The organism is Arthrobacter sp. CAL618 (genome assembly GCF_000468215.1).
In the GTDB taxonomy this organism is placed as follows: Bacteria; Actinomycetota; Actinomycetes; order Actinomycetales; family Micrococcaceae; genus Arthrobacter_D.
This window is the reverse complement of sequence record NZ_ASZW01000277.1, coordinates 1-20,837: the sequence shown is the minus strand read 5'-3', so window position 1 is coordinate 20,837 and position 20,837 is coordinate 1. Positions and strand designations below refer to the sequence as shown.

14 protein-coding genes and 2 pseudogenes are annotated in these 20,837 nt (G+C 61.8%); 13 read left to right on the top strand and 3 right to left on the bottom strand.

Annotated features, from left to right (window positions below):
• Positions 1-116 precede the first annotated feature (116 nt).
• Entirely contained in the window at positions 117-854 is a 738-nt protein-coding gene (locus tag K728_RS0117045; protein WP_024477423.1) for a M50 family metallopeptidase, read from the bottom strand.
• A 52-nt stretch (positions 855-906) separates the two neighbouring features.
• Here K728_RS0117045 and K728_RS0117040 point away from each other — a divergent pair, with 52 nt between their 5' ends.
• On the top strand, positions 907-2,013 hold the full coding sequence (locus K728_RS0117040; RefSeq protein ID WP_024477422.1) for an App1 family protein: 1,107 nt from the start codon (positions 907-909) through the stop codon (positions 2,011-2,013).
• On the opposite strand, the gene K728_RS0117035 is transcribed toward K728_RS0117040, so the two are convergent.
• On the bottom strand, positions 1,979-3,097 hold the full coding sequence (locus tag K728_RS0117035; RefSeq protein WP_084442932.1) for an FUSC family protein: 1,119 nt from the start codon (positions 3,095-3,097) through the stop codon (positions 1,979-1,981). The two genes, K728_RS0117040 and K728_RS0117035, sit on opposite strands and share 35 nt — an antisense overlap.
• Positions 3,098-3,386: 289 nt before the next feature.
• Here K728_RS0117035 and K728_RS19840 point away from each other — a divergent pair.
• Positions 3,387-4,305, top strand: a pseudogene (locus K728_RS19840) (methylenetetrahydrofolate reductase).
• A gap of 28 nt (positions 4,306-4,333) precedes the next feature.
• Entirely contained in the window at positions 4,334-6,649 is a 2,316-nt protein-coding gene (metE, locus tag K728_RS0117025; protein WP_024477420.1) for a 5-methyltetrahydropteroyltriglutamate--homocysteine S-methyltransferase, read from the top strand.
• On the opposite strand, the gene K728_RS0117020 is transcribed toward metE, so the two are convergent.
• Positions 6,646-7,569, bottom strand: a complete 924-nt coding sequence (locus tag K728_RS0117020) for a LysR family transcriptional regulator (RefSeq protein ID WP_024477419.1) — start codon at positions 7,567-7,569, stop codon at positions 6,646-6,648. The genes metE and K728_RS0117020 overlap by 4 nt on opposite strands.
• A gap of 198 nt (positions 7,570-7,767) precedes the next feature.
• Between K728_RS0117020 and K728_RS0117015 the strand changes: the two genes are divergently transcribed.
• The 10 genes and pseudogenes from K728_RS0117015 to K728_RS20775 all read left to right on the top strand — a co-directional run.
• Positions 7,768-9,177 (top strand): NAD(P)/FAD-dependent oxidoreductase, encoded by a 1,410-nt coding sequence (locus K728_RS0117015; RefSeq protein WP_024477418.1) that lies wholly within the window; start codon positions 7,768-7,770, stop codon positions 9,175-9,177.
• Positions 9,174-9,899 (top strand): DUF1365 domain-containing protein, encoded by a 726-nt coding sequence (locus K728_RS0117010; protein WP_024477417.1) that lies wholly within the window; start codon positions 9,174-9,176, stop codon positions 9,897-9,899. The genes K728_RS0117015 and K728_RS0117010 overlap by 4 nt, the downstream gene beginning before the upstream one ends.
• A complete protein-coding gene (locus K728_RS0117005; protein ID WP_024477416.1) occupies positions 9,896-11,173 on the top strand; it encodes an SAM-dependent methyltransferase in 1,278 nt (425 codons plus the stop codon). The genes K728_RS0117010 and K728_RS0117005 overlap by 4 nt, the downstream gene beginning before the upstream one ends.
• 17 nt (positions 11,174-11,190) lie before the next feature.
• The gene (locus tag K728_RS0117000) at positions 11,191-12,465 is read left to right on the top strand and encodes an SAM-dependent methyltransferase (RefSeq protein ID WP_237742174.1); all 1,275 of its coding nucleotides are present in this window, start codon (positions 11,191-11,193) and stop codon (positions 12,463-12,465) included.
• A gap of 498 nt (positions 12,466-12,963) precedes the next feature.
• Positions 12,964-13,218, top strand: coding sequence for a glutaredoxin-like protein NrdH (gene nrdH / locus K728_RS0116995; protein WP_019482491.1), 255 nt, complete (start codon positions 12,964-12,966; stop codon positions 13,216-13,218).
• Between the two features lie 82 nt (positions 13,219-13,300).
• The gene (gene nrdI, locus K728_RS0116990; protein WP_026041031.1) at positions 13,301-13,759 is read left to right on the top strand and encodes a class Ib ribonucleoside-diphosphate reductase assembly flavoprotein NrdI; all 459 of its coding nucleotides are present in this window, start codon (positions 13,301-13,303) and stop codon (positions 13,757-13,759) included.
• 68 nt (positions 13,760-13,827) lie between these two features.
• Positions 13,828-15,927: a class 1b ribonucleoside-diphosphate reductase subunit alpha gene (gene nrdE, locus K728_RS0116985; RefSeq protein ID WP_035748538.1), complete on the top strand. Its 2,100-nt coding sequence runs from the start codon at positions 13,828-13,830 to the stop codon at positions 15,925-15,927.
• 85 nt (positions 15,928-16,012) lie between these two features.
• Positions 16,013-16,987 (top strand): class 1b ribonucleoside-diphosphate reductase subunit beta, encoded by a 975-nt coding sequence (gene nrdF / locus K728_RS0116980; protein ID WP_019482488.1) that lies wholly within the window; start codon positions 16,013-16,015, stop codon positions 16,985-16,987.
• A 473-nt stretch (positions 16,988-17,460) separates the two neighbouring features.
• A complete protein-coding gene (locus K728_RS0116975) occupies positions 17,461-18,957 on the top strand; it encodes a hypothetical protein (RefSeq protein ID WP_024477413.1) in 1,497 nt (498 codons plus the stop codon).
• An 895-nt stretch (positions 18,958-19,852) separates the two neighbouring features.
• Positions 19,853-20,837 (top strand): annotated as a pseudogene (locus tag K728_RS20775) (IS3 family transposase); the annotation flags it as partial.

Sequence of the window (20,837 nt, the reverse complement as noted above, 5' to 3'; positions counted from 1 at the left end):
GATCAGTGTGGCATCCCTACGGTAGCCCCAATTCGGTCATCTTACGTATATCCCACCCGATACAGCGGAAAAATTGCGGAGAAGCAGCCAGCCGGGCCGCGAACAAGCTGATGATGCTAGGCGATTCCTGGACCCATCTCCCCCGAGAGTGAAATCCATGCAGCGACGAGCGATCCGGCAATGACAGCCGCGAACAACAGCAGCCAAACCGGCGATGGGACGCCGGTGCTGCGATAGAGCAGGTAAGCATCGGAGGACTGGAGCTCCCGACGCCGTCGCAGATGGACCGCGAGCACCTTGCCAAGATCACGGACCGAACCAACCAGCAAGGCCAGACCAAGGGCAACCACCACGTGCCCGGTCAGTTCCTCAGGCACTGCCAGGACCAGCACCATCGAAAGACTGACTGTCACCAGAAGAATCAGTACACCGCCAGCATTGCGGATGAACGCCAGGGCCGCCAGGAGGATCAATGCGCCGGTCGACAGGGCCGCCGGACCCCAGCCGTTCACCCCGGCCCAGGTCAGGGCCGCCCCGAGTGCAGCCGGCGTCGGATACCCCCAGAAGCCGGACCAGGCGGACCGCCACCCCGGCCGGCCGATCGTCGTCGTCGTGCCCGCATGGTCCATGGTGAGGGTGATTCCTTTGAGGACACGACCCGTCATGAGGGCGGCGAACGCATGGCCGAGTTCATGCACGATGGTGGTGAACAAGCCGAAATACCGCCAGGTTGCCCGGGGGAGTGAGAGAAGCGCGGCAGCGATCACCATGATGAGCAGCTCAACACCGGTGATCTCCGGAGGCGCGGCCCGGGCGAATCCGCCCAGGAGTTGGTACCACCACGTCTCGATCATTGCACCACCCTACTGAACGAAAATGGGTACGCCGGCGTGAAAGACTAGTGGCATGTCATCGAGCACCCCATCAAGTCAGCCCGACCCGCAGCGCGACGGCGTCAAGGAACGTACCCACCTCGGATTACGGATCGACGACGCCTGGCACTCGGTCCAGACCAATGTCGCCATCAAGCGTGGGCATGTGGAGACCATCATTCCCTACACCGGCTATGGCTCAGCAACCTGGATTCGGGTGCTCGCCCGTGTGGTACTTGCCGATCCAGTGGAGATGGCGCCCATCAAGGGCGGCGAAGTGCTGAAGACCATCAAGGAGGGCATCCGTGGCTGGCGCAACTTCACCAGCGCGCCGGTGCGCTACGCGAAGGTCACAGTTGAGATTGACGGGGAAATCCATGAGGTGACCGCCGACCGTGGCGGCATCGTCGATGCGCGCATAGATGCGCAGCTTGCCCCCGGGTGGCACACCATCAAGTTGCGGTCCGCCGATGACATCCTGGTTGAGTCGCCGGTGCGGATTATCGAGTCCGGCACCACCTTCGGGGTGGTGTCTGACATTGATGACACGGTGATGGTCACAGCCCTGCCCAGGCCCTTCCTGGCGGCCTGGAACACGTTCGTTCTGGACGAGCACGCCAGGGCGGCGACGCCCGGCATGGCAGTCCTGCTCGAACGGATCACCCAGGAGACTCCCGGTGCTCCCGTGCTCTACCTGTCCACCGGAGCATGGAATGTTGCTCCCGCGCTGACCCGGTTCCTCTCCCGGAACCTCTACCCGGCGGGTCCGAAACTGCTCACCGATTGGGGTCCGACCCGGGACCGGTGGTTCCGCAGCGGACCCGAGCATAAACGCAGCTCTCTGAAACGGCTCGCAGGCGAATTCCCCGACATCAAGTGGCTCCTCATCGGTGACAACGGGCAGCATGATGAAGAAATTTACGCCGACTTCGCGGACCACTACCCGCAGAATGTGCGCGCGGTCGCCATCCGCCAGCTCACCATGGGTGAGGCGGTCCTGGCCGGTGGCCGATCGAACGCGAAACCGTCATCGCGGACGCCGAATATTCCGTGGGTGTATGCACCGGATGGCGCTGGAATGTCGGCGCAGCTCGCTGATCTTGGCATCATTGATCATTCGTTTCAGGAGCCGGCAGAGTAATTCCCTCCTGGTCCTGGGGGCCAGCGTCAGCGTGGATGGTCAGCAGGATGCGCCTTAGGGACATGCCCATCGAAGCCGTGGCTTCGATGCGATCATCCGGCGAGACGTGTTTGACGTGCCCCATCAGGTCTTCCACCGCCGCTTCTGCATCGGTCATCGAATCGGCTGTGGTGTCCCACTCTTCAACAGCGGCGGCGGTCAGGTTCAGTGCGTGGGCGAGCGGCGGTCCCAGGGGCTTGGGCAGCGGGGTGGTCTCCGGTGATCGCCAGATGACGTCGGCGAGCAACTCGGTCATGTCCTCCACATAAAAAGTGATTCGCTCCATCGACTGCAGGGAGTGGAAATCTGCAGCGAGGTCTCTCTTGTGACGGTACTGACGGATGTTCCCGTGGCGGCTCGAATCAGCCAGTTGAACCGCTGTACGCACCTCCTGGCTGAACGTGGTGAGTTTGGTCTGCCGGTCGGCCCATTCCTCGTGCTCGGGGGGCCATTGTTCCCGCAACGCCTCACCCATGTCCTTGAGCTGCAGGGACAGCGCCGACCTGAGGCTGTCGAGTCCAGTGATCACACCAGTGAGATGCAGGGGCGGGACAATGACGATGTTCACGATTAGCCCAACGGTCACGCCCACCAGCATCTGCACCAGATACCCGAACGAGTACCCATCGGGATCGTCGCCGCCCAGTAGGAGCACAAACAGGGCGGCGATGGGAATCCAGTCCCGGCCCGCACCGATGCGCGGCAGACCACCGGCCAGCACCCCAAAACCAACCACCAGCGCGATGGAGAACACTGAGCGGTCGCCCAGGAAAATGATAGGGAACGCCAGGGCAAACCCGATGGCCAGCCCGATAAGGATCTGGAATCCCTGTTTGGCTGAACCCGAGATGGTTGGGTACATGCAGGCCACGGCGCCGAGCGGCGCGTAGTACGGATACTCCGCAGCGACTCCCGGAACCTGCAGAGCGATCAGCCAGGCGATGGACGCGGCAAGCGCAGCTTTGACGGCCAGCAGTAGCCGCTTGTGTCGGACCAGCCCACCCATTTGGGTTAACAGGCGTGCACCGGATGGTTTTTTCAGCATGCTTGCTATTCTCCCAGCAATGCCGAATACATCCAATGACGCAGTATTACGCGGCCGATACTTGATGCCGCCGGGTCGACGGCGTAGCGTAGCCCCCAAGTTACTTCAGTAACGGGTCAGCGACTCTCCGATGGAGAGTGTGGGTGCCCCCATGTGGGCCTGACATTTGTTCGCAGAAGTTCAAGTGGTGCGCGGCCGCGCCACGCCTGAACTCAGCTCTGCGTCCCTCCTGGTTATTCACTCAACTGATGCCTACCGTTTCAGCAGTGACCTATCGACAAGGACACAAATGTCTTTCGCGCATTCGCCCCCGCAGAGCTACCCCGCTCTGTCCTACGAACTTTTCCCGCCCCGGTCCGCCAGCGCCGAAGAGGCTCTTTGGCGGACGATCAGAGCCCTTGAGGATACCCGCCCCGACTTCGTGTCCGTCACCTACGGGGCGTCCGGCTCCAACCGTGACACGGCCATCGGTCTGCTCATGCGGCTGCTTGATGAGACCACCCTGAAGCCCCTGGCGCACCTGACCTGCGTGGGTAATTCACGCGACTACCTCATGGAGCTGATCGATGAACTGATCTCCCGTGGGGTGCGCGGCATCCTCGCATTGCGGGGTGACCGGCCCCAGGACATGTCACTGTCAGCAGGCGAGCTGCACTATGCCAGCGAGCTGGTGGAGCTGATCCGGCGGGNTGGAGCGTCAGCTGACAGCCCACCTGTGTGCGGGGAAGGTCGCCGTCGGGGTCGCCGCCTACTCCACCAAACACCCTGAATCGCCCAGTCTCGAACATGACATCGAGGTGCTGCTGGCCAAACAGTCCGCTGGCGCCGACTTCGCGATCACCCAGGTGTATTTCGCTCCCGATCACTACCGTCGGCTCCTGCGTACCGCCCGCAGAGCCGGGGTGGAGATTCCCATCATTCCCGGTGTCATCCCCTTCACCAGCGTGCAGCGGCTGGAGCGTCTCAGCGAGCTCGCGGGAATCGAGGTTGACGTCACGCTCAGGGACCGGCTGATGAACGCCGACGACGACGCCGCGCGGCGCCGCATCGGCGTTCAGGCCACCGTGGACCTCGCCCATGCGGCGCTCGACGACGGCGCCCCGGGCCTCCACATCTACACCTTCAACGAACATGGCGCGGCACTTGACGTCCTGGACCGGCTCGAGCTCAGCCGCCCCCCAGCACCAGGTCTCAGCCGATCCGCCTGATCCCTCCCACTCCCGAAGGACCCAACTCATGAGCAAAGCATTCCCCGCAGCCACCATCGTCGGCTACCCCCGTATTGGTCCCCGCCGCGAACTCAAAAAGGCAGTCGAAGCCTACTGGGCGGGAACGAGTACGGCCCCCCAGTTGGAGGACACCACGCGGCACCTCCGGCTGAACGGTTACAGGCACCTCTCCGGCCTCGGCCTGGGGGAATCCACGTCGGCGATCCCGGCGTCATTCTCCCTCTACGACCAGGTGCTCGACACGGCCGCGACCTTCGGCGCCGTTCCCGACCGGTTCCAGGACCTCTACGACGACGGCGGCCAGCTCGGCCTGGACGCCTACTTCACCCTGGCGCGTGGCGACGCCGGCCGGCAGCCTCTGGAAATGACCAAGTGGTTCGACACCAACTACCACTACCTGGTTCCCGAAATCGGGCCAGACACCCGCTTCACGCTCGCCAACAACTGGATACTCCGCAACGTCGCGGAGGCGGCCGAACAGGGTCTGACCGTCCGCCCGACCATAATCGGTCCGGTCACGTTCCTGCTGCTGAGCAAGGCAGCCGACGAAGCGCCGGCAGGGTTCGACCCGCTCAGTCGTCTAGATGACCTACTGCCGCTGTACATTCAGTTGCTCGAACAGCTGGCCGAAGCGGGCGCGCAGTGGGTGCAACTGGAAGAGCCTGCCCTGGTGGCAGACCAGGCGGTTCCCGCCTCCGAGGTGGCTGGCGCCGTCGAACGGGCCTACCGTTTCCTCACCGCTGCGAAGGTACGACCCGCGGTGCTCGTCACCACCCAGTACGGCTCGCTGGGCGGTCTACTGCCCATCCTCGGGGGTGCTGGGATCGACGCGCTCCACCTCGACCTGGTCAAAGGCGAGCTGCCCGCTGCAGCCGACCTTGCCGCCCTGGGGGATACCACCCTGGTCGCCGGAGTGGTGGACGGCCACAACATCTGGAAGGCCGATCTGGCGCGAGCGGCCACAACACTGTCCACCCTCACTGCGACGGTAACCCGAGTGAGCGTCGCCACGTCGACGTCGCTGCAGCATGTGCCGCACAGTGTCGAGGACGAACCGCAGCTGAATCGCGAGCTGCGGACGTGGCTGGCCTTCGCTGATCAGAAGGTGGAGGAGGTCGTCACCCTGTCCCGGCTGGTCGATAACTCACCGGCGGGATCCATTGACGCGGCAATAACTGAAGCGTCGGCTGTGCGTGCCTCTCGCGCTGCTGCCGAAGGCGTGATCCGCAGCGAGGTGAGGGACCGCCTCGGGTCGCTCACGCCGTCGGACTTCACCCGCGTCGCCTATCAGGAGCGGACGGCCGCGCAGGAAACAGCCCTGCAACTGCCGGTGCTACCGACCACCACGATCGGATCGTTTCCGCAGACAGCCGAGGTGCGCTCGGCCCGGGCCCGGTTCCTCCGGGGCGACCTCACCGCCGAGCAGTACACCACCCTGATGAAGGAAGAAATTTCCCGGGTGGTCACGTTGCAGGAGGACCTGGGGTTCGACGTCCTCGTCCACGGCGAACCGGAGCGGAACGACATGGTGCAGTACTTCGCCGAAAACCTGGACGGGTTCGATGTCACAGTGAACGGGTGGGTGCAGTCCTACGGTTCACGGTGCACCCGGCCGTCCATCCTCTGGGGCGATGTGAGCCGTCCGGAGGCCATCACCGTGCGATGGGCGGAGTACGCCCAGTCACTCACTGAGAAGCCGGTGAAAGGGATGCTCACCGGACCGGTCACCATCCTGGCGTGGTCGTTTGTGCGGGATGACCAGCCGCTGCGGGAGACCGCCAACCAGGTGGCACTCGCCCTCAGGGACGAGGTAAGCGACCTGGAGCGCGCCGGTATCCGTGTCATCCAGGTCGATGAACCAGCGCTGCGGGAGCTGCTGCCACTGAGGAAGGCGCTGCAGCCGGACTACCTTGCCTGGTCGGTGGCGTCGTTCCGGCTGGCGACGGCGGGGGCAACACCGGCTACGCAGATCCACACCCACCTCTGCTATTCGGAGTTCGGCGCCATCATCGACGCAATCGATGGGCTGGATGCCGATGTCACCTCCATCGAGGCCGCCCGCTCACGGATGGAAGTGGTCCACGACCTGCAGGAGCAGCAGTTCGCCCGGGGAGTGGGCCCGGGTGTCTACGACATTCATTCGCCCCGGATCCCCGACGAGGAGGAGGTGGTAGCACTCGTCGAGAAGGCGGTTCGGCAGCTGCCAGCCCGCCAGATCTGGGTGAACCCGGACTGTGGGCTGAAAACCCGGGGATACGCCGAGACCATTGAGTCGCTGCGGAATCTGGTCAACGCTGCGGCCCGGGTGCGGGCCCAGCTCTAGCGGCGGATCGGCTCGATGCTCTGTGCCTTGAGGATGCCTGCCAGCTGGTCCATGAAAAGCCTCACCCTGGTGGTCTGCTTGTCACCGATCTGCAGCGCGAAAATGCTCCGCGCGAGACGAATCTCCGGGACATCAAGAGCCACCACACCGGCCGGGCCGTGCGTCATCGCTAGTTCAGGAACCAGCGCGGCGCCGAGCCCGGCCGCTGCCAGCTCGAGGCTGGCATTGAAATCGTCGCAATACGCCACCACCCGGGGGTGCAGGTTGCAGCTGGCAAAGAGCCGCTCAATCACCGTGGCATCAGCGGTTCCCGGGTGGTGCATGATCCAGGGCATGTCGGACAGCTGGTCGGCGCTCACCGCCGCCCCCGGCTGAATGCCCCAGGCCGCGGGTAGCACGACCCGGAAATTGTCGTCCCCGATCCACTGCCGGCTGACCGATGACGGCCATGCCAGCCCACCCTGGCCCACCTGGAACACCAACGCCAAATCGAGCTCGCCGCCGGCCCGCAAACCCTGGATGGTCTGGCCGGGTTCGGCCACGTACACCTTCAGACTGATCCCCAGGCGTCGCCACTCAGGGGTTCCCAGTAGCCGCGGCAGGGCATAGGTCGCCAGGCTCGGAAAGATCCCCAACCGAAGCTCCTGGGTGGACTCCGCCTCGGCACGCGCGGTGGACGCCAGCAGGGCGTCAATATCGGTGAGAACCTTCGCGGCGTGACGTGCCATGACCACCGCCGCCTCGGTGGGTATCGCGCTCCGCGCCGACCGTTCGAACAGGGTGGCACCGGTGTCCCGCTCCAGGGCTGACATTTGCTGCGACACGGCCGACGCCGTATACCCCAACCGGGACGCAGCAGCAGTAAAGGATCCGAGGCGAATGACCTCCAGAAGAGTGCGCAAATGCACTGGGTTAACCACGGCAATCCTTTCGTCAGCTGACGCTTTATCCCTGCCGTCTGGCCTGATCCATTGCACCAATCCGGAAATCGTCCGTCTCCGAACACTTACCAAACTATATTTACAACAGGCGTTTTCCTTCTAGGAGGCCTGTAGTGGCGAGTTGACCGGCCCAACCGGCCGGCGGCGAAGTCCCACGACCCACGCGGAGGAGCGCAGATGACCGACTATCAGCATGACCCTGACCCCCTCGGGGCCGACCGTAGCGGGTTCCGCGCACGGCGCAGGATCGCCGTCGTCGGCAGTGGTGTCGCCGGGCTGACCGCGGCCTACGTGCTGAGCCGTCACCATTCGGTCACGCTGTACGAGGCCGACCACCGTGCGGGCGGGCACGCCCACACCCACCAGATGCCGATGTCCGATGGCACCACCTCGGGGGTGGACACCGGGTTTATCGTCCACACCGACAGGACCTATCCCACCTTGTTGCGGCTCTTCGGGGAGCTGGGGGTTCCCACGCAGGACTCTGACATGACCATGTCGGTGCGATGTGATGGCTGCGGCCTCGAATACGCCGGAGCGAAGGGCCGCCGCGGGGTGTTCGCCCAGCGGGGAGTGCTCCGCCGCGGGAAATACCTCAAGATGCTGCTCGAAGTACTGCGCTTCCAGCGCGACGCCCGCGCCCTGCTGAAGGACACCGGCGGGTATGAGGGACACACCGACGGCCCAACGGTCGACGACGGCATGACCCTCGGGGAGTTTCTCGCCAAGGGACAGTTCAGCGAGTACTTCACGTCCCACTTCATGACCCCGGTCGTGTCGGCCGTGTGGTCCTGCGACCCGACCACGGCGCTCGCCTACCCCGCGCGGTACCTGTTCTCATTCATGTCCCACCACGGGATGCTCACCATCAAAGGATCACCCCAGTGGCGTACGGTCACTGGCGGGTCGGGGGAATACGTGACCCGGGTGCTGGAACACATCGAGGACGTGCGGCTCGGTTCGCCGGTGACCGATGTGAGCAAGGTGGGGGACGGCGTCGTCGTCACGGTGCTAGGCGATGCTGCGCACCAGGCCACCGAAACATACGATGCCGTGGTCATTGCCACCCACCCGCATCAGGCGCTCGCCATGTTGGGGGACCCCGATCCGCTTGCGGCCGAAGTGCTTGGCGACATGCCCTACTCCACCAATCACACCCTGTTCCACACCGATGAATCGGTGCTGCCGCGCACCGACGCCGCGCGGTCGTCGTGGAACTATCGGTTGCCGTCCTGCGACGCCAGCCCCGACCGTGTGCTGGTGACGTACGACCTCACCCGGCTGCAGCGGCTCGAAGGCCGGACCGACCACCGGTTCCTGGTCAGCCTGGGTGAGGGTGACGAGATAGCCCCGGCCTCAGTGCTGCGTTCCATGACCTACGAACACCCCCAGTACACGCCGTCGTCGTTGGCCGCCCAGCGCCGGTTGACCGAGCTCAGCGACGACCGCATCGCCTTCGCCGGGGCCTACCACGGCTGGGGGTTCCATGAGGATGGCGCCCTGTCCGGGCTGCGCGCGGCAGAACGCCTGGGGGGATCCTGGGACGCCGAGCGACTCGACGCGGCGCTGGAGGACGCTCCGTCATGACCGCCGCCCTGTACCCGACGACGATCCGACACATCCGCCGGACGCCGTTACAGAACGAGTTCACGTACCGCAGCTACAGCTGGTTCGTGGATCTGGCTGAACTGCCGGTGCTCCCGCGCGTGCTCAGGCCATTCGCAGTATTCTCGGCAGCCGACCACCTGGGGGACCCGGAGCAGTCCATCCGGTCCAACGTGGCGACCTACCTGGCGACCCAGGGTATCGACGACGACGGCGGCCGGGTGACCATGCTGGCCAGCGGACGGGTACTCGGTCACGTCTTCAACCCGTTGAGCCTGTTCTGGTGCCATCGCACCGACGGGTCGCTGGCCGCGGTCATCGCCGAGGTGCACAACACCTATGGGGAGCGTCACTGCTACCTGCTGAACCCCGATGAGTCCGGCCGGGCAACAACCGGGAAAGCGTTCTATGTGTCGCCGTTTAACGACGTTTCAGGAAATTATGAAATGCGGGTTCCGGAGCCGGCGGAACGTCTCAAGGTTGCAATCACCCTGCACAGGGACGGCCAGGCCCCTTTCATCGCCACAATGGCAGGGCACCGGTTGCCGGCCACCACCCGAAATGTTGTTCGGATGATCACGGCCATCCCTGTTGCACCCCTGCGCGCAGCTGCGCAGATCCGGTGGCAGGGAGTTAAACTCTGGATGCGTCGTTTGCCGGTGCGCACCCGACCACACCATGAATCACAGGAGGCAGTTCGATGAGTACCCTTGTTCGTTCCGAGGCTAACGCTGACCCGGAGTATTGGCCCGGTATCGCCAACGTTCCATCGGGTCCGAGGAACAAGGTTGCTGCAGCCCTCGCCGAGAAAATCTTCGCTGCCGCAGTGAACCGCCTGCAACTGAGGGTGGTGTACGACGACGGCACGGTGCTCGGCGCTCCAGGCGGCGGTCCACGTCCCGAGATGCGCATCCACCGGCCCGCCGACTTTTTTGCCCGCCTGGGCGACAACGGTCTGATCGGTCTGGGTGAGGCCTACATGGCGCAGGACTGGACGGCGTCGGATCTCACCGAGGTGATGCAGGTGTTCGCCGCGCAGGCGGCGCACCTGGTCCCGGTGCCGCTTCAGAAGCTCCGCGGACTTTACCTGCCGAAGCCGCCCCGCAAGGAGCGCAACACCAAGGTCAACACCCGGTCAAACATTTCCCGGCACTATGACGTGTCCAATGACCTGTTCAAGCTGTTCCTGGACGACACCATGTCCTATTCCAGTGCACTGTTTGACGCCAACGGTCCGCAGCTGCTGGACGCCCGGTGGGATGACCTTCCTGAAGCCCAGCAACGCAAGGTCGACCGCCTGCTGGACCAGGCCGACGTCAGGGAAGGCACCCGCGTGCTGGAAATCGGCACCGGCTGGGGTGAGCTGGCCATCCGTGCGGCACGCCGCGGCGCCACCGTAGTCTCGGTAACCCTGTCGAGTGAGCAGAAGGAACTGGCCGAACGTCGCATTGCCGACGCCGGCCTCTCCGATCAGGTGACCGTGGAGCTGAAGGATTACCGTGCCGTCGAAGGCCAGTTCGATGCGATCGTGTCGGTAGAAATGATCGAGGCTGTGGGCTACGAGTACTGGGGCGTGTACTTCCAGACCATTGACCGGCTGCTGGCCCCGGACGGCCGGGTGGCTATCCAGGCGATCACCATGCCGCACGAGCGGATGATGGTGACCCGCCGGTCCTACACCTGGATCCACAAGTACATCTTCCCCGGAGGCTTCATCCCATCGGTGCGGGCGATCGAGGACATCACCGACCGCTACACCAGCCTTCGGGTACGGGAGCGGCTCTCCATGGGCGACCACTACGCGCAGACCCTTCGGCTGTGGGAAGAGCGGTTCCTTGCCCACACCGATGACGTCTCGGAGCTGGGCTTTGACCAGGTCTTCCAGCGGATGTGGCAGTTCTACCTGTGCTATTCGAGGGCCGGTTTTCAGTCCGGTTACCTCGATGTGCAACAGCTCATCTTCGACCGCCGGCCATAACCATCAGGAGCATTCCCTTGACTCAGCCAGACGCCACATTGCAGGCCGCCAGCATCGATAAGGACCTTGCCGGAAAGCTCGCGCGGATCCTCGAACCCATTGTCGGCGGCGAGTTGCCCGTCCATTTGCGGGCCTGGGACGGCAGTACTGCCGGGCCGGAGGACCAGCCAGAGGTGCAGATCAACAGCGCCAATGCGCTGCGGCGGTTGCTCTGGAGCCCGGGGGAGTTGGGTGCGGCCCAGGCCTATGTGACCGGAGAGATCGATGTGCCAGGCTCCCTCGAAGCAGCGCTGACCCATCTGTGGAAGGTGGTGGCGTCGCGTGATCTGTCGATGCCGAAGCTCACTCCCGCGCTGGTGTTGCAGTTGACCAAGCTGGCCCGCGAGCTGGGGGTCTTCGGACCGCCGCTCCCGGCACCGGCGTCGCAGGCGAAGATCAAGGGCCGCCTGCATAGCCTGCTCCGTGATCGCGAGGCAATCAGCCACCATTACGACCTGTCGAATGCCTTCTACGAACTGATCCTTGATGATCACATGGCCTACTCCTGCGGCTATTGGCGCTCCGATGATCAGGATTACACGCTGGAGGACGCCCAGCGGGACAAGCTGGACCAGGTTTGCCGCAAGATCGGACTGGATACCATGCCCGGGCAGCGTTTCCTCGATGTCGGCTGCGGATGGGGTTCGCTGAGTCTTTTCGCCGCCGAGCACTTCGGTGCCAAAGTCACCGGTGTGACCATTTCCAGGGAACAGAAGGCTTTTATCGATCAGCGCATCAAGGAACGCGGCCTGCAGGACCGGGTAGAGATCCGGTTGCAGGACTACCGCGAGGTTCGCGACGGGCCCTACGACGCGGTGGCATCGCTGGAGATGGGCGAGCATGTCGGTGAAGAAAACTACGGCACCTACACCTCCACCCTGTTCCGCAACGTGCGGCCCGGCGGCAAGGTACTGATCCAGCAGATGTCGCGTCACGGCAAACACCCGGGTGGTGGACCGTTCATCGAATCCTTCATTGCTCCCGATATGCATATGCGGGCTGTCGGCGACACGGTCAACCTGATCGAGAACGCCGGATTCGAGATCCTCGGGGTCGAGGCCATGCGGGAACACTATGTCAGGACTATTGACGCCTGGCATGACCGGTTTGACGCCAATTGGGATCAGGCCGTTGAGATGATGGGCGAGGAAGTGGCCCGGGTCTGGCGGGTCTATCTCGTGGGCGCGATGATGACCTTCCGTGATGGGCGGATGGGAGTGGATCAGATCCTGTCCCAGAAGCCTCTCGGCTAGGTTTTCTGTTCGGCTGCCGACACTGTTGCGCGGCTGTCAACTTCATGCGGCTGGAAACTCTACGTGGCTGGAACCTTTGCGCAACTAGCCCCTTTGCGCAGCTAGACCCTTTGCACAGCAGTGGCGGGTGCGGCGTCGTAGTACCTGGGCAACCGCGACACGCCGACAACTCACGACACAGAAGTATTTTGCCTGTGCGCAAGTACTCCACAGGGGTGTGGACGACGCTCTGGGATTGCCCGGTTTCCGCGCATTTCCAAGGGGTTAACTTGTGGATTGTCTGTGGACGAACCAGCCGATGAATGACATACTTGTAATACATCATCTTGGGGTCGCATCCATCGGTTTGCACTAGATGTAGTATTTATATATCGAACCGCTGGCAAGGTAGGCATAGGCGGAGCAGCCCGGAACACCATCGGGAAGCCCACTTTTGAAGCCCTCCAATTCCTGAATATGCGTCGATAACAAGCTAAGAATTACAAGGGGAGAGGGACTATGACCGTCACGGTTTACACCAAGCCAGCATGCGTACAGTGCAACGCCACGTACCGGGCATTGGACAAGAAGGGCATCACCTACCAGAGCGTGGATATCTCACAGGATCCAGCCGCTTTGGAGCGTGTCCGCGCATTGGGCTACATGCAGGCTCCAGTAGTCATCACTGAGCAGGATCACTGGTCGGGTTTCCGTCCAGACAAGATCAACGAACTGGCAGAACTCGGCCAGGCATCGGTCAGCTCGGTCGCCTGATCTGACCGGAAACGGATCTTCCGTGGAACGGGCGGCCAGCGCGCCGTCGTCGGGAAGCATTCACCTCATGACCCTCGCAGCAATGGACACTACACCCGCCGCAGCGGCTCCCAGCGAGCCGGGCGGGGTGACCAATGCCCGACTGATTTATTTCTCGTCGTCTTCGGACAACACCCACCGTTTCGTCCAGAAGTTGGACGCGGCAATGGGCACGGTCTCAGCACGAATGCCGCTACTGACGCGAGATCCGACTCTTAGGGCACTGCAGCCGTATGTACTGGTCCTTCCCACCTATGGGGGAATTTCCGGGCGGGGCGCAGTGCCCAAGCAGGTGATCAAGTTCCTCAACGACGAGGGAAATCGATCCTTGATCCGAGGCGTTATCGGCGCCGGAAACACGAACTTCGGGGAGACCTACTGCCTGGCGGCGGACATCATCGCAGCCAAATGTGGAGTACCTGTTCTATACAGATTTGAATTGATGGGAACGTCTGAGGACGTTGACCGCGTAGCCCAAGGATTGGAAGCGTTTTGGATATGACTGTTGCAGAGACAGAGACAAAGGGAGCAGGCGGCACCGCCGCACCTGCGCTAGAGCGGTTCCACGGCATGGGCTATCACGAGCTCAATGCAATGCTGAACCTCTACGGCCCCAACGGAGAGATCCAGTTTGAGGCCGATCGCGAGGCTGCACACCAGTACTTCCTGCAGCACGTCAACAACAACACCGTGTTCTTCCACGATCTTGAGGAAAAGCTCGACTACCTCGTGAAGAACGAGTACTACGAGCGGGAAACCCTTGACCAGTACTCAATGAACTTCATCCGCGACCTCTACAAGCGCGCGTACAGCAAGAAGTTCCGCTTCGAGACCTTCCTCGGCGCCTTCAAGTTCTACACCTCGTACACGCTCAAGACGTTCGACGGCAAGCGATTCCTGGAGCGCTACGAAGACCGCGTCTGCATGGTGGCACTCCACCTGGCCCGCGGCGACCAGCAGTTGGCGCTGCAGATGGTTGACGAGATCATCGAGGGCCGTTTCCAGCCGGCCACCCCCACCTTCCTCAACGCTGGCAAGCGCCAGCGCGGTGAGCTGGTCTCCTGCTTCCTGCTCCGCATCGAAGACAACATGGAGTCGATCGGCCGGTCCATCAACTCGGCGCTGCAGCTGTCCAAGCGCGGCGGCGGTGTGGCGTTCGCGCTGACCAACATCCGCGAGGTTGGTGCACCAATCAAGCAGATCGAAAACCAGTCATCGGGCGTCATCCCAGTGATGAAGCTTCTTGAGGACAGCTTCTCCTACGCCAACCAGCTGGGTGCCCGCCAGGGTGCCGGTGCCGTGTACCTGCACGCGCACCACCCTGACATCTACCGCTTCCTCGACACCAAGCGTGAGAACGCTGACGAGAAAATCCGGATCAAGACCCTGTCGCTCGGCGTCGTGATCCCTGACATCACCTTCGAGCTGGCCAAGAAGGATGAGGACATGTACCTGTTCTCGCCCTACGACGTCGAAAAGGTGTACGGCATGCCGTTCTCCGACGTTTCGGTCACCGAGAAGTACTACGAAATGGTGGACGACGCCCGGATCAAGAAGACCAAGATCAAGGCTCGCGACTTCTTCCAGACCCTCGCGGAGATCCAGTTCGAGTCAGGCTACCCCTACATCATGTTCGAGGACACGGTGAACCGGGCCAACCCGATCGACGGCAAGATCATCATGTCCAACCTGTGCTCCGAGATCCTTCAGGTCTCACAGCCCACCACGTACCACGATGACCTGTCCTACGACGAGACCGGCAAGGACATCTCCTGCAACCTGGGTTCGCTGAACATTGCGAAGACCATGGATTCGCCGGACTTCGGTCTGACCATCGAAACGGCCATCCGGTCGCTGTCGGCTGTGTCTGACATGTCCAACATCGTCTCGGTTCCGTCGATTGCCCGCGGCAATGACCAGAGCCACGCGATTGGCCTCGGCCAGATGAACCTGCACGGTTATCTGGCACGCGAGCGGGTGCACTACGGTTCCGAAGAGGGCCTGGACTTCACCAATATTTACTTCTACTCGGTGGTCTACCACGCGGTGCGGGCATCGAACCTGCTGGCGATCCAGACCGGCACCACATTCGGTGGCTTTGAGAAGTCCAAGTACGCCAGCGGCGAGTTCTTCGACAAGTACACCAACCAGGCCTGGTTGCCGCAGACGGAGAAGGTTGCCGAGCTGTTCAAGAACATCCACATTCCTACCCAGGAGGACTGGAGTGCTCTGAAGGCTTCGGTCATGGAGCACGGCATCTACAACCAGAACCTGCAGGCCGTTCCACCCACCGGTTCGATCAGCTACATCAACAACTCCACCTCGTCGATCCACCCGGTGGCGTCGAAGATCGAGATCCGCAAGGAAGGCAAGCTGGGCCGCGTGTACTACCCGGCGCCATACCTGACGAACGACAACCTCGAGTACTACGAGGATGCGTATGAGTTGGGTTTCGAAAAGGTCATTGACACCTACGCAGCTGCCACGCAGCACGTGGATCAGGGCCTGTCGTTGACGTTGTTCTTCAAGGACACCGCCACCACGCGGGACATCAACAAGGCCCAGATTTACGCCTGGAAGAAGGGCATCAAGACCATTTACTACATCCGTCTCCGCCAGCTTGCGCTGGAAGGGACCGAGGTAGAGGGCTGCGTCAGCTGCATGTTGTAGGCAGCCGCTGCTGACTACCAGTACGACGGCGGGNCCCGCCGTCGTACGCTTTAACTAAGAACTAACCCACCATTTAGGGGATGACATGACCGAGAAGGTCAAGCTGCTCAGCCACGTTGAGGCAATCAACTGGAACCGCATCCAGGACGACAAGGACGTGGATGTCTGGAACCGTCTGGTCAACAACTTTTGGCTGCCCGAGAAGGTGCCGTTGTCCAACGATGTTCAGTCGTGGGCGACGCTGACTCCTGACGAGCAGCAGCTCACCATGCGGGTGTTCACCGGTTTGACCCTGCTGGATACGATCCAGGGCACGGTTGGCGCTGTCAGCCTGATTCCCGATGCGATCACTCCTCATGAGGAGGCCGTGTACACGAACATCGCGTTCATGGAGTCGGTGCACGCCAAGAGCTATTCGTCGATCTTCTCGACGCTGGCTTCCACCAAGGAAATCGACGAGGCGTTCCGTTGGTCGACTGAGAATGAGAATTTGCAGCGCAAGGCTGAGATTGTCATGAACTACTACCGTGGTGACGATCCCCTGAAGCGCAAGGTGGCGTCGACGCTGCTCGAGAGCTTCCTCTTTTATTCAGGTTTCTACCTGCCGATGTATTGGTCGTCACGGGCGAAGCTGACGAATACGGCTGACCTGATCCGTTTGATCATCCGCGATGAGGCCGTTCACGGCTACTACATCGGCTACAAGTTCCAGAAGGGTCTTGAAAAAGAGTCGGCGGAGCGGAAGCAGGAGATCAAGGACTACACCTTCGAGCTGTTGTTCGAGCTGTACGAGAACGAGGTCCAGTACACCCATGATCTGTACGACTCCGTCGGGCTGGCGGAGGACGTCAAGAAGTTCCTGCACTACAACGCCAACAAGGCGCTGATGAACCTCGGCTACGAGGCGATGTTCCCGGCGTCGGTCACTGACGTGAACCCTGCGATCCTGTCTGCGCTGTCGCCGAATGCCGACGAGAACCACGACTTCTTCTCGGGTTCGGGTTCGTCCTACGTCATCGGCAAGGCAGTCAACACCGAGGACGATGACTGGGACTTCTAGGAGTTTTGTAGATGGACAACCAATTTGGTCCTTCGGACAACCTAATTGGTCCTGTAGGTGAGTTGCCAAGTTAGTTGGCGATAGTGACGAGATAGTTGGCAACTGCCAAATAACTTGGCAGCTCAAGTATCCGGATGTCAGCCTCAATGTGAGATGCAGACCTTGATGTAAGAAATGACGAGGTGACTGATGCTCTTCGGTAGTTCGCCTGATAGCTGGCGCAACTGTCTGGTCATCTTTGAGACCACGACGTTATGGACTACTTGACTCTAGATTGAGATTCTTGGCGTCGTGCCAGTTGAGCTGCACTGCGCTCGTTCATGCGCGGGTTCAGCGCATTCGCTGAGAAGGTCATGCACCGGCGCGACGGCGACTGTTGTAGGGCTGGTCTCGCCGCCGACTTCGCCAGCCTGCAGCGACGGGTCGATCCGTCCGTTGGCCAATAGCTCCTCCCGCCTGAGAGAAGGCTCTTCATGCCCGTTTCACCCCGGACACCTCGGCCCGTCTACATCCTCGGTGCTGGGTTCTCCAAGGCCGTCCATGAAGCTATGCCTATTACCAATGCGCTGGGCGACGAGCTTCAGCGACGCTTGGCAGGTGAGGTGACCGTCGACCTGCGCGATGGGCAGAGCTTCGAGGCTTGGCTGACGGCAATGCTCGACCCGATGCCGTTCCTTGATCAAGCAGAAGTGCTGGCCCGCCGGTCAGCCGCTGCACTGGTAACTCAGACGATCGCGCATATTCTGGATGAGGCCCAGGCCACAGCGATGGCCGATCCCGCACCGGATTGGCTGCTTCAGCTGGTCCGCCTGTGGCACGCCGAGCGCGCGGTCGTGATCACATTCAATTACGACTGCCTGGTAGAGCGGGCAATCAACACCGCCCTCATACCGGTCGGATATTCGCGTGAGTCACCATGTGCCCTCCGGGGTATGGATGTCGTGAGCCCCGCGCCGCCTCGTCAGGAAAACGTCTATATCAGCGACGGGAACTCGAATCTGGCGTTCGAATCTATGACGCTTGTAAAACTTCACGGATCGTTGAATTGGTATCGAGCGGACGGTGACGGGTTTGGGTCCACGTTGTTCCAGACTTTTGATTACGGGAAGTTCAACGGGGAGACAGCTATCATGCCGCGAGGTAACCCGGAGTTCATTGCGCACATGGACCGTTTCATCATCCCGCCCGTCTCAGAAAAGTCACAGCATTACGGGGCGTACGTGGTACCGGCGCTATGGAAAACCGCGCGGGATGCAATGTCGGCTGCCACACGGGTGACCTTTGTTGGCTACTCACTTCCACCGGAGGACCGTGTCTCGGTGGAATTGATGACCTACTGCCCCGAGGGGTTAAGAACGATCGTCGTCGACCGCACGAAATTCGATCCAGAATGCCACGATGCTTTGCCCAACCGTCTCAAAGCGCTTGGAATGAACGTAGTCAAGGAGATTTCCGGGGATGACGCCATCGCGCGTATGGTGACGCAGCTGATGGGAGCGACCCAGATTCAGCTGTCGGGAGGTATCTCGGACGATGCGGCCGCCCCCTCGTATGACTGCTATGTGGCCTGGATAGACGCTTCGGAACTCGAGAACTATCCGACATACGGGTTCCACCTGTTCACACTGGACGACGTGGATCCCACTGTGCTCCATGCGGTGCCGGTCCGGGGTGAGAGCATTCTGACAAATCGGCAGAAGTTTCAGATGAGATTGGAGGACGACTTCGAACCGAGAGGCTTGGATTCACGCAAGCTCGTCACCGAATCTGAATTGCGTCGGCTCGTCAATAAGCGCATCGGCATTCGCATCAACCCGAACAACGGGTCAGTATGGCGCACCGTCGTCGGCTTCCAACATGTTGTGAGTACTAATGGCGATTCAGGGGAGCTCATCGTTCTTCATACGATTCAGGGCGACTTCCCGCGTCCCAAACCTGCTGGCTCTGGACTGGCGTTGTCACCCCCTTAGGACTGGGGTGGGAACGGGTGAGCTCGTGCCGTCAAGAACGCCGATGAAGGGGCTTATGCCCCAGTCTGAGACGCGAAATGAGGGAACTCGGGAAGGGACTGCGTCGGTTCAGCCTGAGGTACGGAAGCACCCCAGTGGCTCATATTCTGCTATTGCTCGGCAACTGGCCTAGCCCGAACCGATGCGCGTCTGGGCGCCATGCGCCCCGCCCGGCCGATTACTTAGCCGCGCCACCCGCGGACGACTTGGCCTTCGTCGAGCGAGCCTTGGCGGCAGGGCTGAAGTCTGTCACAGCACACATCTCATTGCTCGGCTCCGGAACCGGCCCGACCCGTTCAGGGTTCCAGATGAACGGGGGCGGGTTACGGGTGACTTCTCGAAGATCGGATGCCCTTGAGTAGGGCGCTCGGACCTTGAAATCCATATGTGCCGCGGAGCTGGCTGACGTAATGGGCCGTCATCTTCGTTTCCTATCTCGTGGGATCAGGAGTTGAGAGCGGGGGAGTCTCAGGGCTGGGAGGGACGACTGTGATGTTGTTGTTTACAACTGGGGTTGGATTGACCGGTGCGGTGTCGGGCGACGGCTTGTATAAGGCGATACCGACCATCGTTAGCCCCAGTAGAACGAGACCCATCCCGTAGAAGACGTTCAGTTTGAAGGACGATTGCCAAACTCTCGGTTGTCCCTTTTTTCCACTTTTTTGAATGTGATGGGGCTGGCCTTCGATATTTCGCCCGCGAGGTTTGTGGCACCCCGTGTGCGCTGAGGATACGTTCCTGGTTGGCACCCTCTAGTACTGAACCGCTCTGGGTTTGATGGAGACTCGCGCTATTTGATTTTTGAACCGCCCTGGGTTTGTTGGAGACTCCTGATCTTGGAAACGAGAATAGAGTCATGGCAACGAGTCAGGGATCTGGGAAGTCGACGGCACGTCGGTATTCGCCGGAGGAGAAAGCTGCTGCAGTCCGGATGGTGCGGACTTTGCGGGCGGAGCTGGGGACCGAGCATGGAACGGTGCAGCGGGTCGCGTCGCAGCTGGGATACGGTACTGAGTCGGTGCGGGCGTGGGTGCGGCAGGCGGATGTTGATGATGGCCAGAGCCCAGGGGTGAGTACCTCGGAGGCCAGGCGGGTGCGTGAGCTTGAGCAGGAAAACCGTGAGCTGCGTCGGGCGAATGAAATCCTTAAGCGGGCCGCGAGTTTCTTCGGGGCGGAGCTCGACCGCCAATATCGGAAATAGTCTCGTTCATCGACGCGAACAAGGATGACGTTGTCGAGGGACGACGGCTCGGAGTCGAGCCTATCTGTACGCTGCTGCAGGTGGCTCCGAGCACTTATTACGCCACGAAGAACCGCGCACCATCGGCGCGAGCTGTCAGCGATGCAGTCCTGACCCCGGATCTGATCAGACTGTGGGAAGACAATTATCGTGTCTACGGGGTCCGCAAACTCTGGAAAGCAGCCCGTCGCGCCGGGATCGACATCGGCCGGGACCAGACTGGCAGGCTGATGCGCGCCGCCGGCATCGAAGGTGCGAGGCGTTCAAAGCGTGTGAAGACGACGCGCCCAGATCCAGCCGGGAGGAGGCACCCGGACTTGGTGAACCGTGAGTTCACCGCGGTGGCCCCGAACCGGCTTTGGGTGACCGATCTGACCTTCGTTCCGACGTGGGCTGGTGTCGCGTATGTCTGCTTCATCATTGACGTGTTCAGCCGGATGATCGTCGGGTGGCGGTGCGCTTCGCACATGCGCACCGAGATGGTCCTCGACGCGATCGAGATGGCACGGTGGGGCAGGGGCACCCACCACGATGACCTGCGCTGTCACAGCGATGCGGGCAGTCAATTCACGTCAATTCGCTACGGCGAACGTCTCGCTGA

What these genes read in the sequence shown, in the direction of transcription:
- K728_RS0117045 (WP_024477423.1), bottom strand. Translation starts at nt 854, where the DNA reads ATGATCGAGACGTGGTGGTACCAACTCCTGGGCGGATTCGCCCGGGCC.
- K728_RS0117040 (WP_024477422.1), top strand. Translation starts at nt 907, where the DNA reads ATGTCATCGAGCACCCCATCAAGTCAGCCCGACCCGCAGCGCGACGGC.
- K728_RS0117035 (WP_084442932.1), bottom strand. Translation starts at nt 3,097, where the DNA reads ATGCTGAAAAAACCATCCGGTGCACGCCTGTTAACCCAAATGGGTGGG.
- metE (WP_024477420.1), top strand. Translation starts at nt 4,334, where the DNA reads ATGAGCAAAGCATTCCCCGCAGCCACCATCGTCGGCTACCCCCGTATT.
- K728_RS0117015 (WP_024477418.1), top strand. Translation starts at nt 7,768, where the DNA reads ATGACCGACTATCAGCATGACCCTGACCCCCTCGGGGCCGACCGTAGC.
- K728_RS0117010 (WP_024477417.1), top strand. Translation starts at nt 9,174, where the DNA reads ATGACCGCCGCCCTGTACCCGACGACGATCCGACACATCCGCCGGACG.
- K728_RS0117005 (WP_024477416.1), top strand. Translation starts at nt 9,896, where the DNA reads ATGAGTACCCTTGTTCGTTCCGAGGCTAACGCTGACCCGGAGTATTGG.
- nrdH (WP_019482491.1), top strand. Translation starts at nt 12,964, where the DNA reads ATGACCGTCACGGTTTACACCAAGCCAGCATGCGTACAGTGCAACGCC.
- nrdI (WP_026041031.1), top strand. Translation starts at nt 13,301, where the DNA reads ATGGACACTACACCCGCCGCAGCGGCTCCCAGCGAGCCGGGCGGGGTG.
- nrdE (WP_035748538.1), top strand. Translation starts at nt 13,828, where the DNA reads ATGGGCTATCACGAGCTCAATGCAATGCTGAACCTCTACGGCCCCAAC.
- nrdF (WP_019482488.1), top strand. Translation starts at nt 16,013, where the DNA reads ATGACCGAGAAGGTCAAGCTGCTCAGCCACGTTGAGGCAATCAACTGG.
- K728_RS0116975 (WP_024477413.1), top strand. Translation starts at nt 17,461, where the DNA reads ATGCCCGTTTCACCCCGGACACCTCGGCCCGTCTACATCCTCGGTGCT.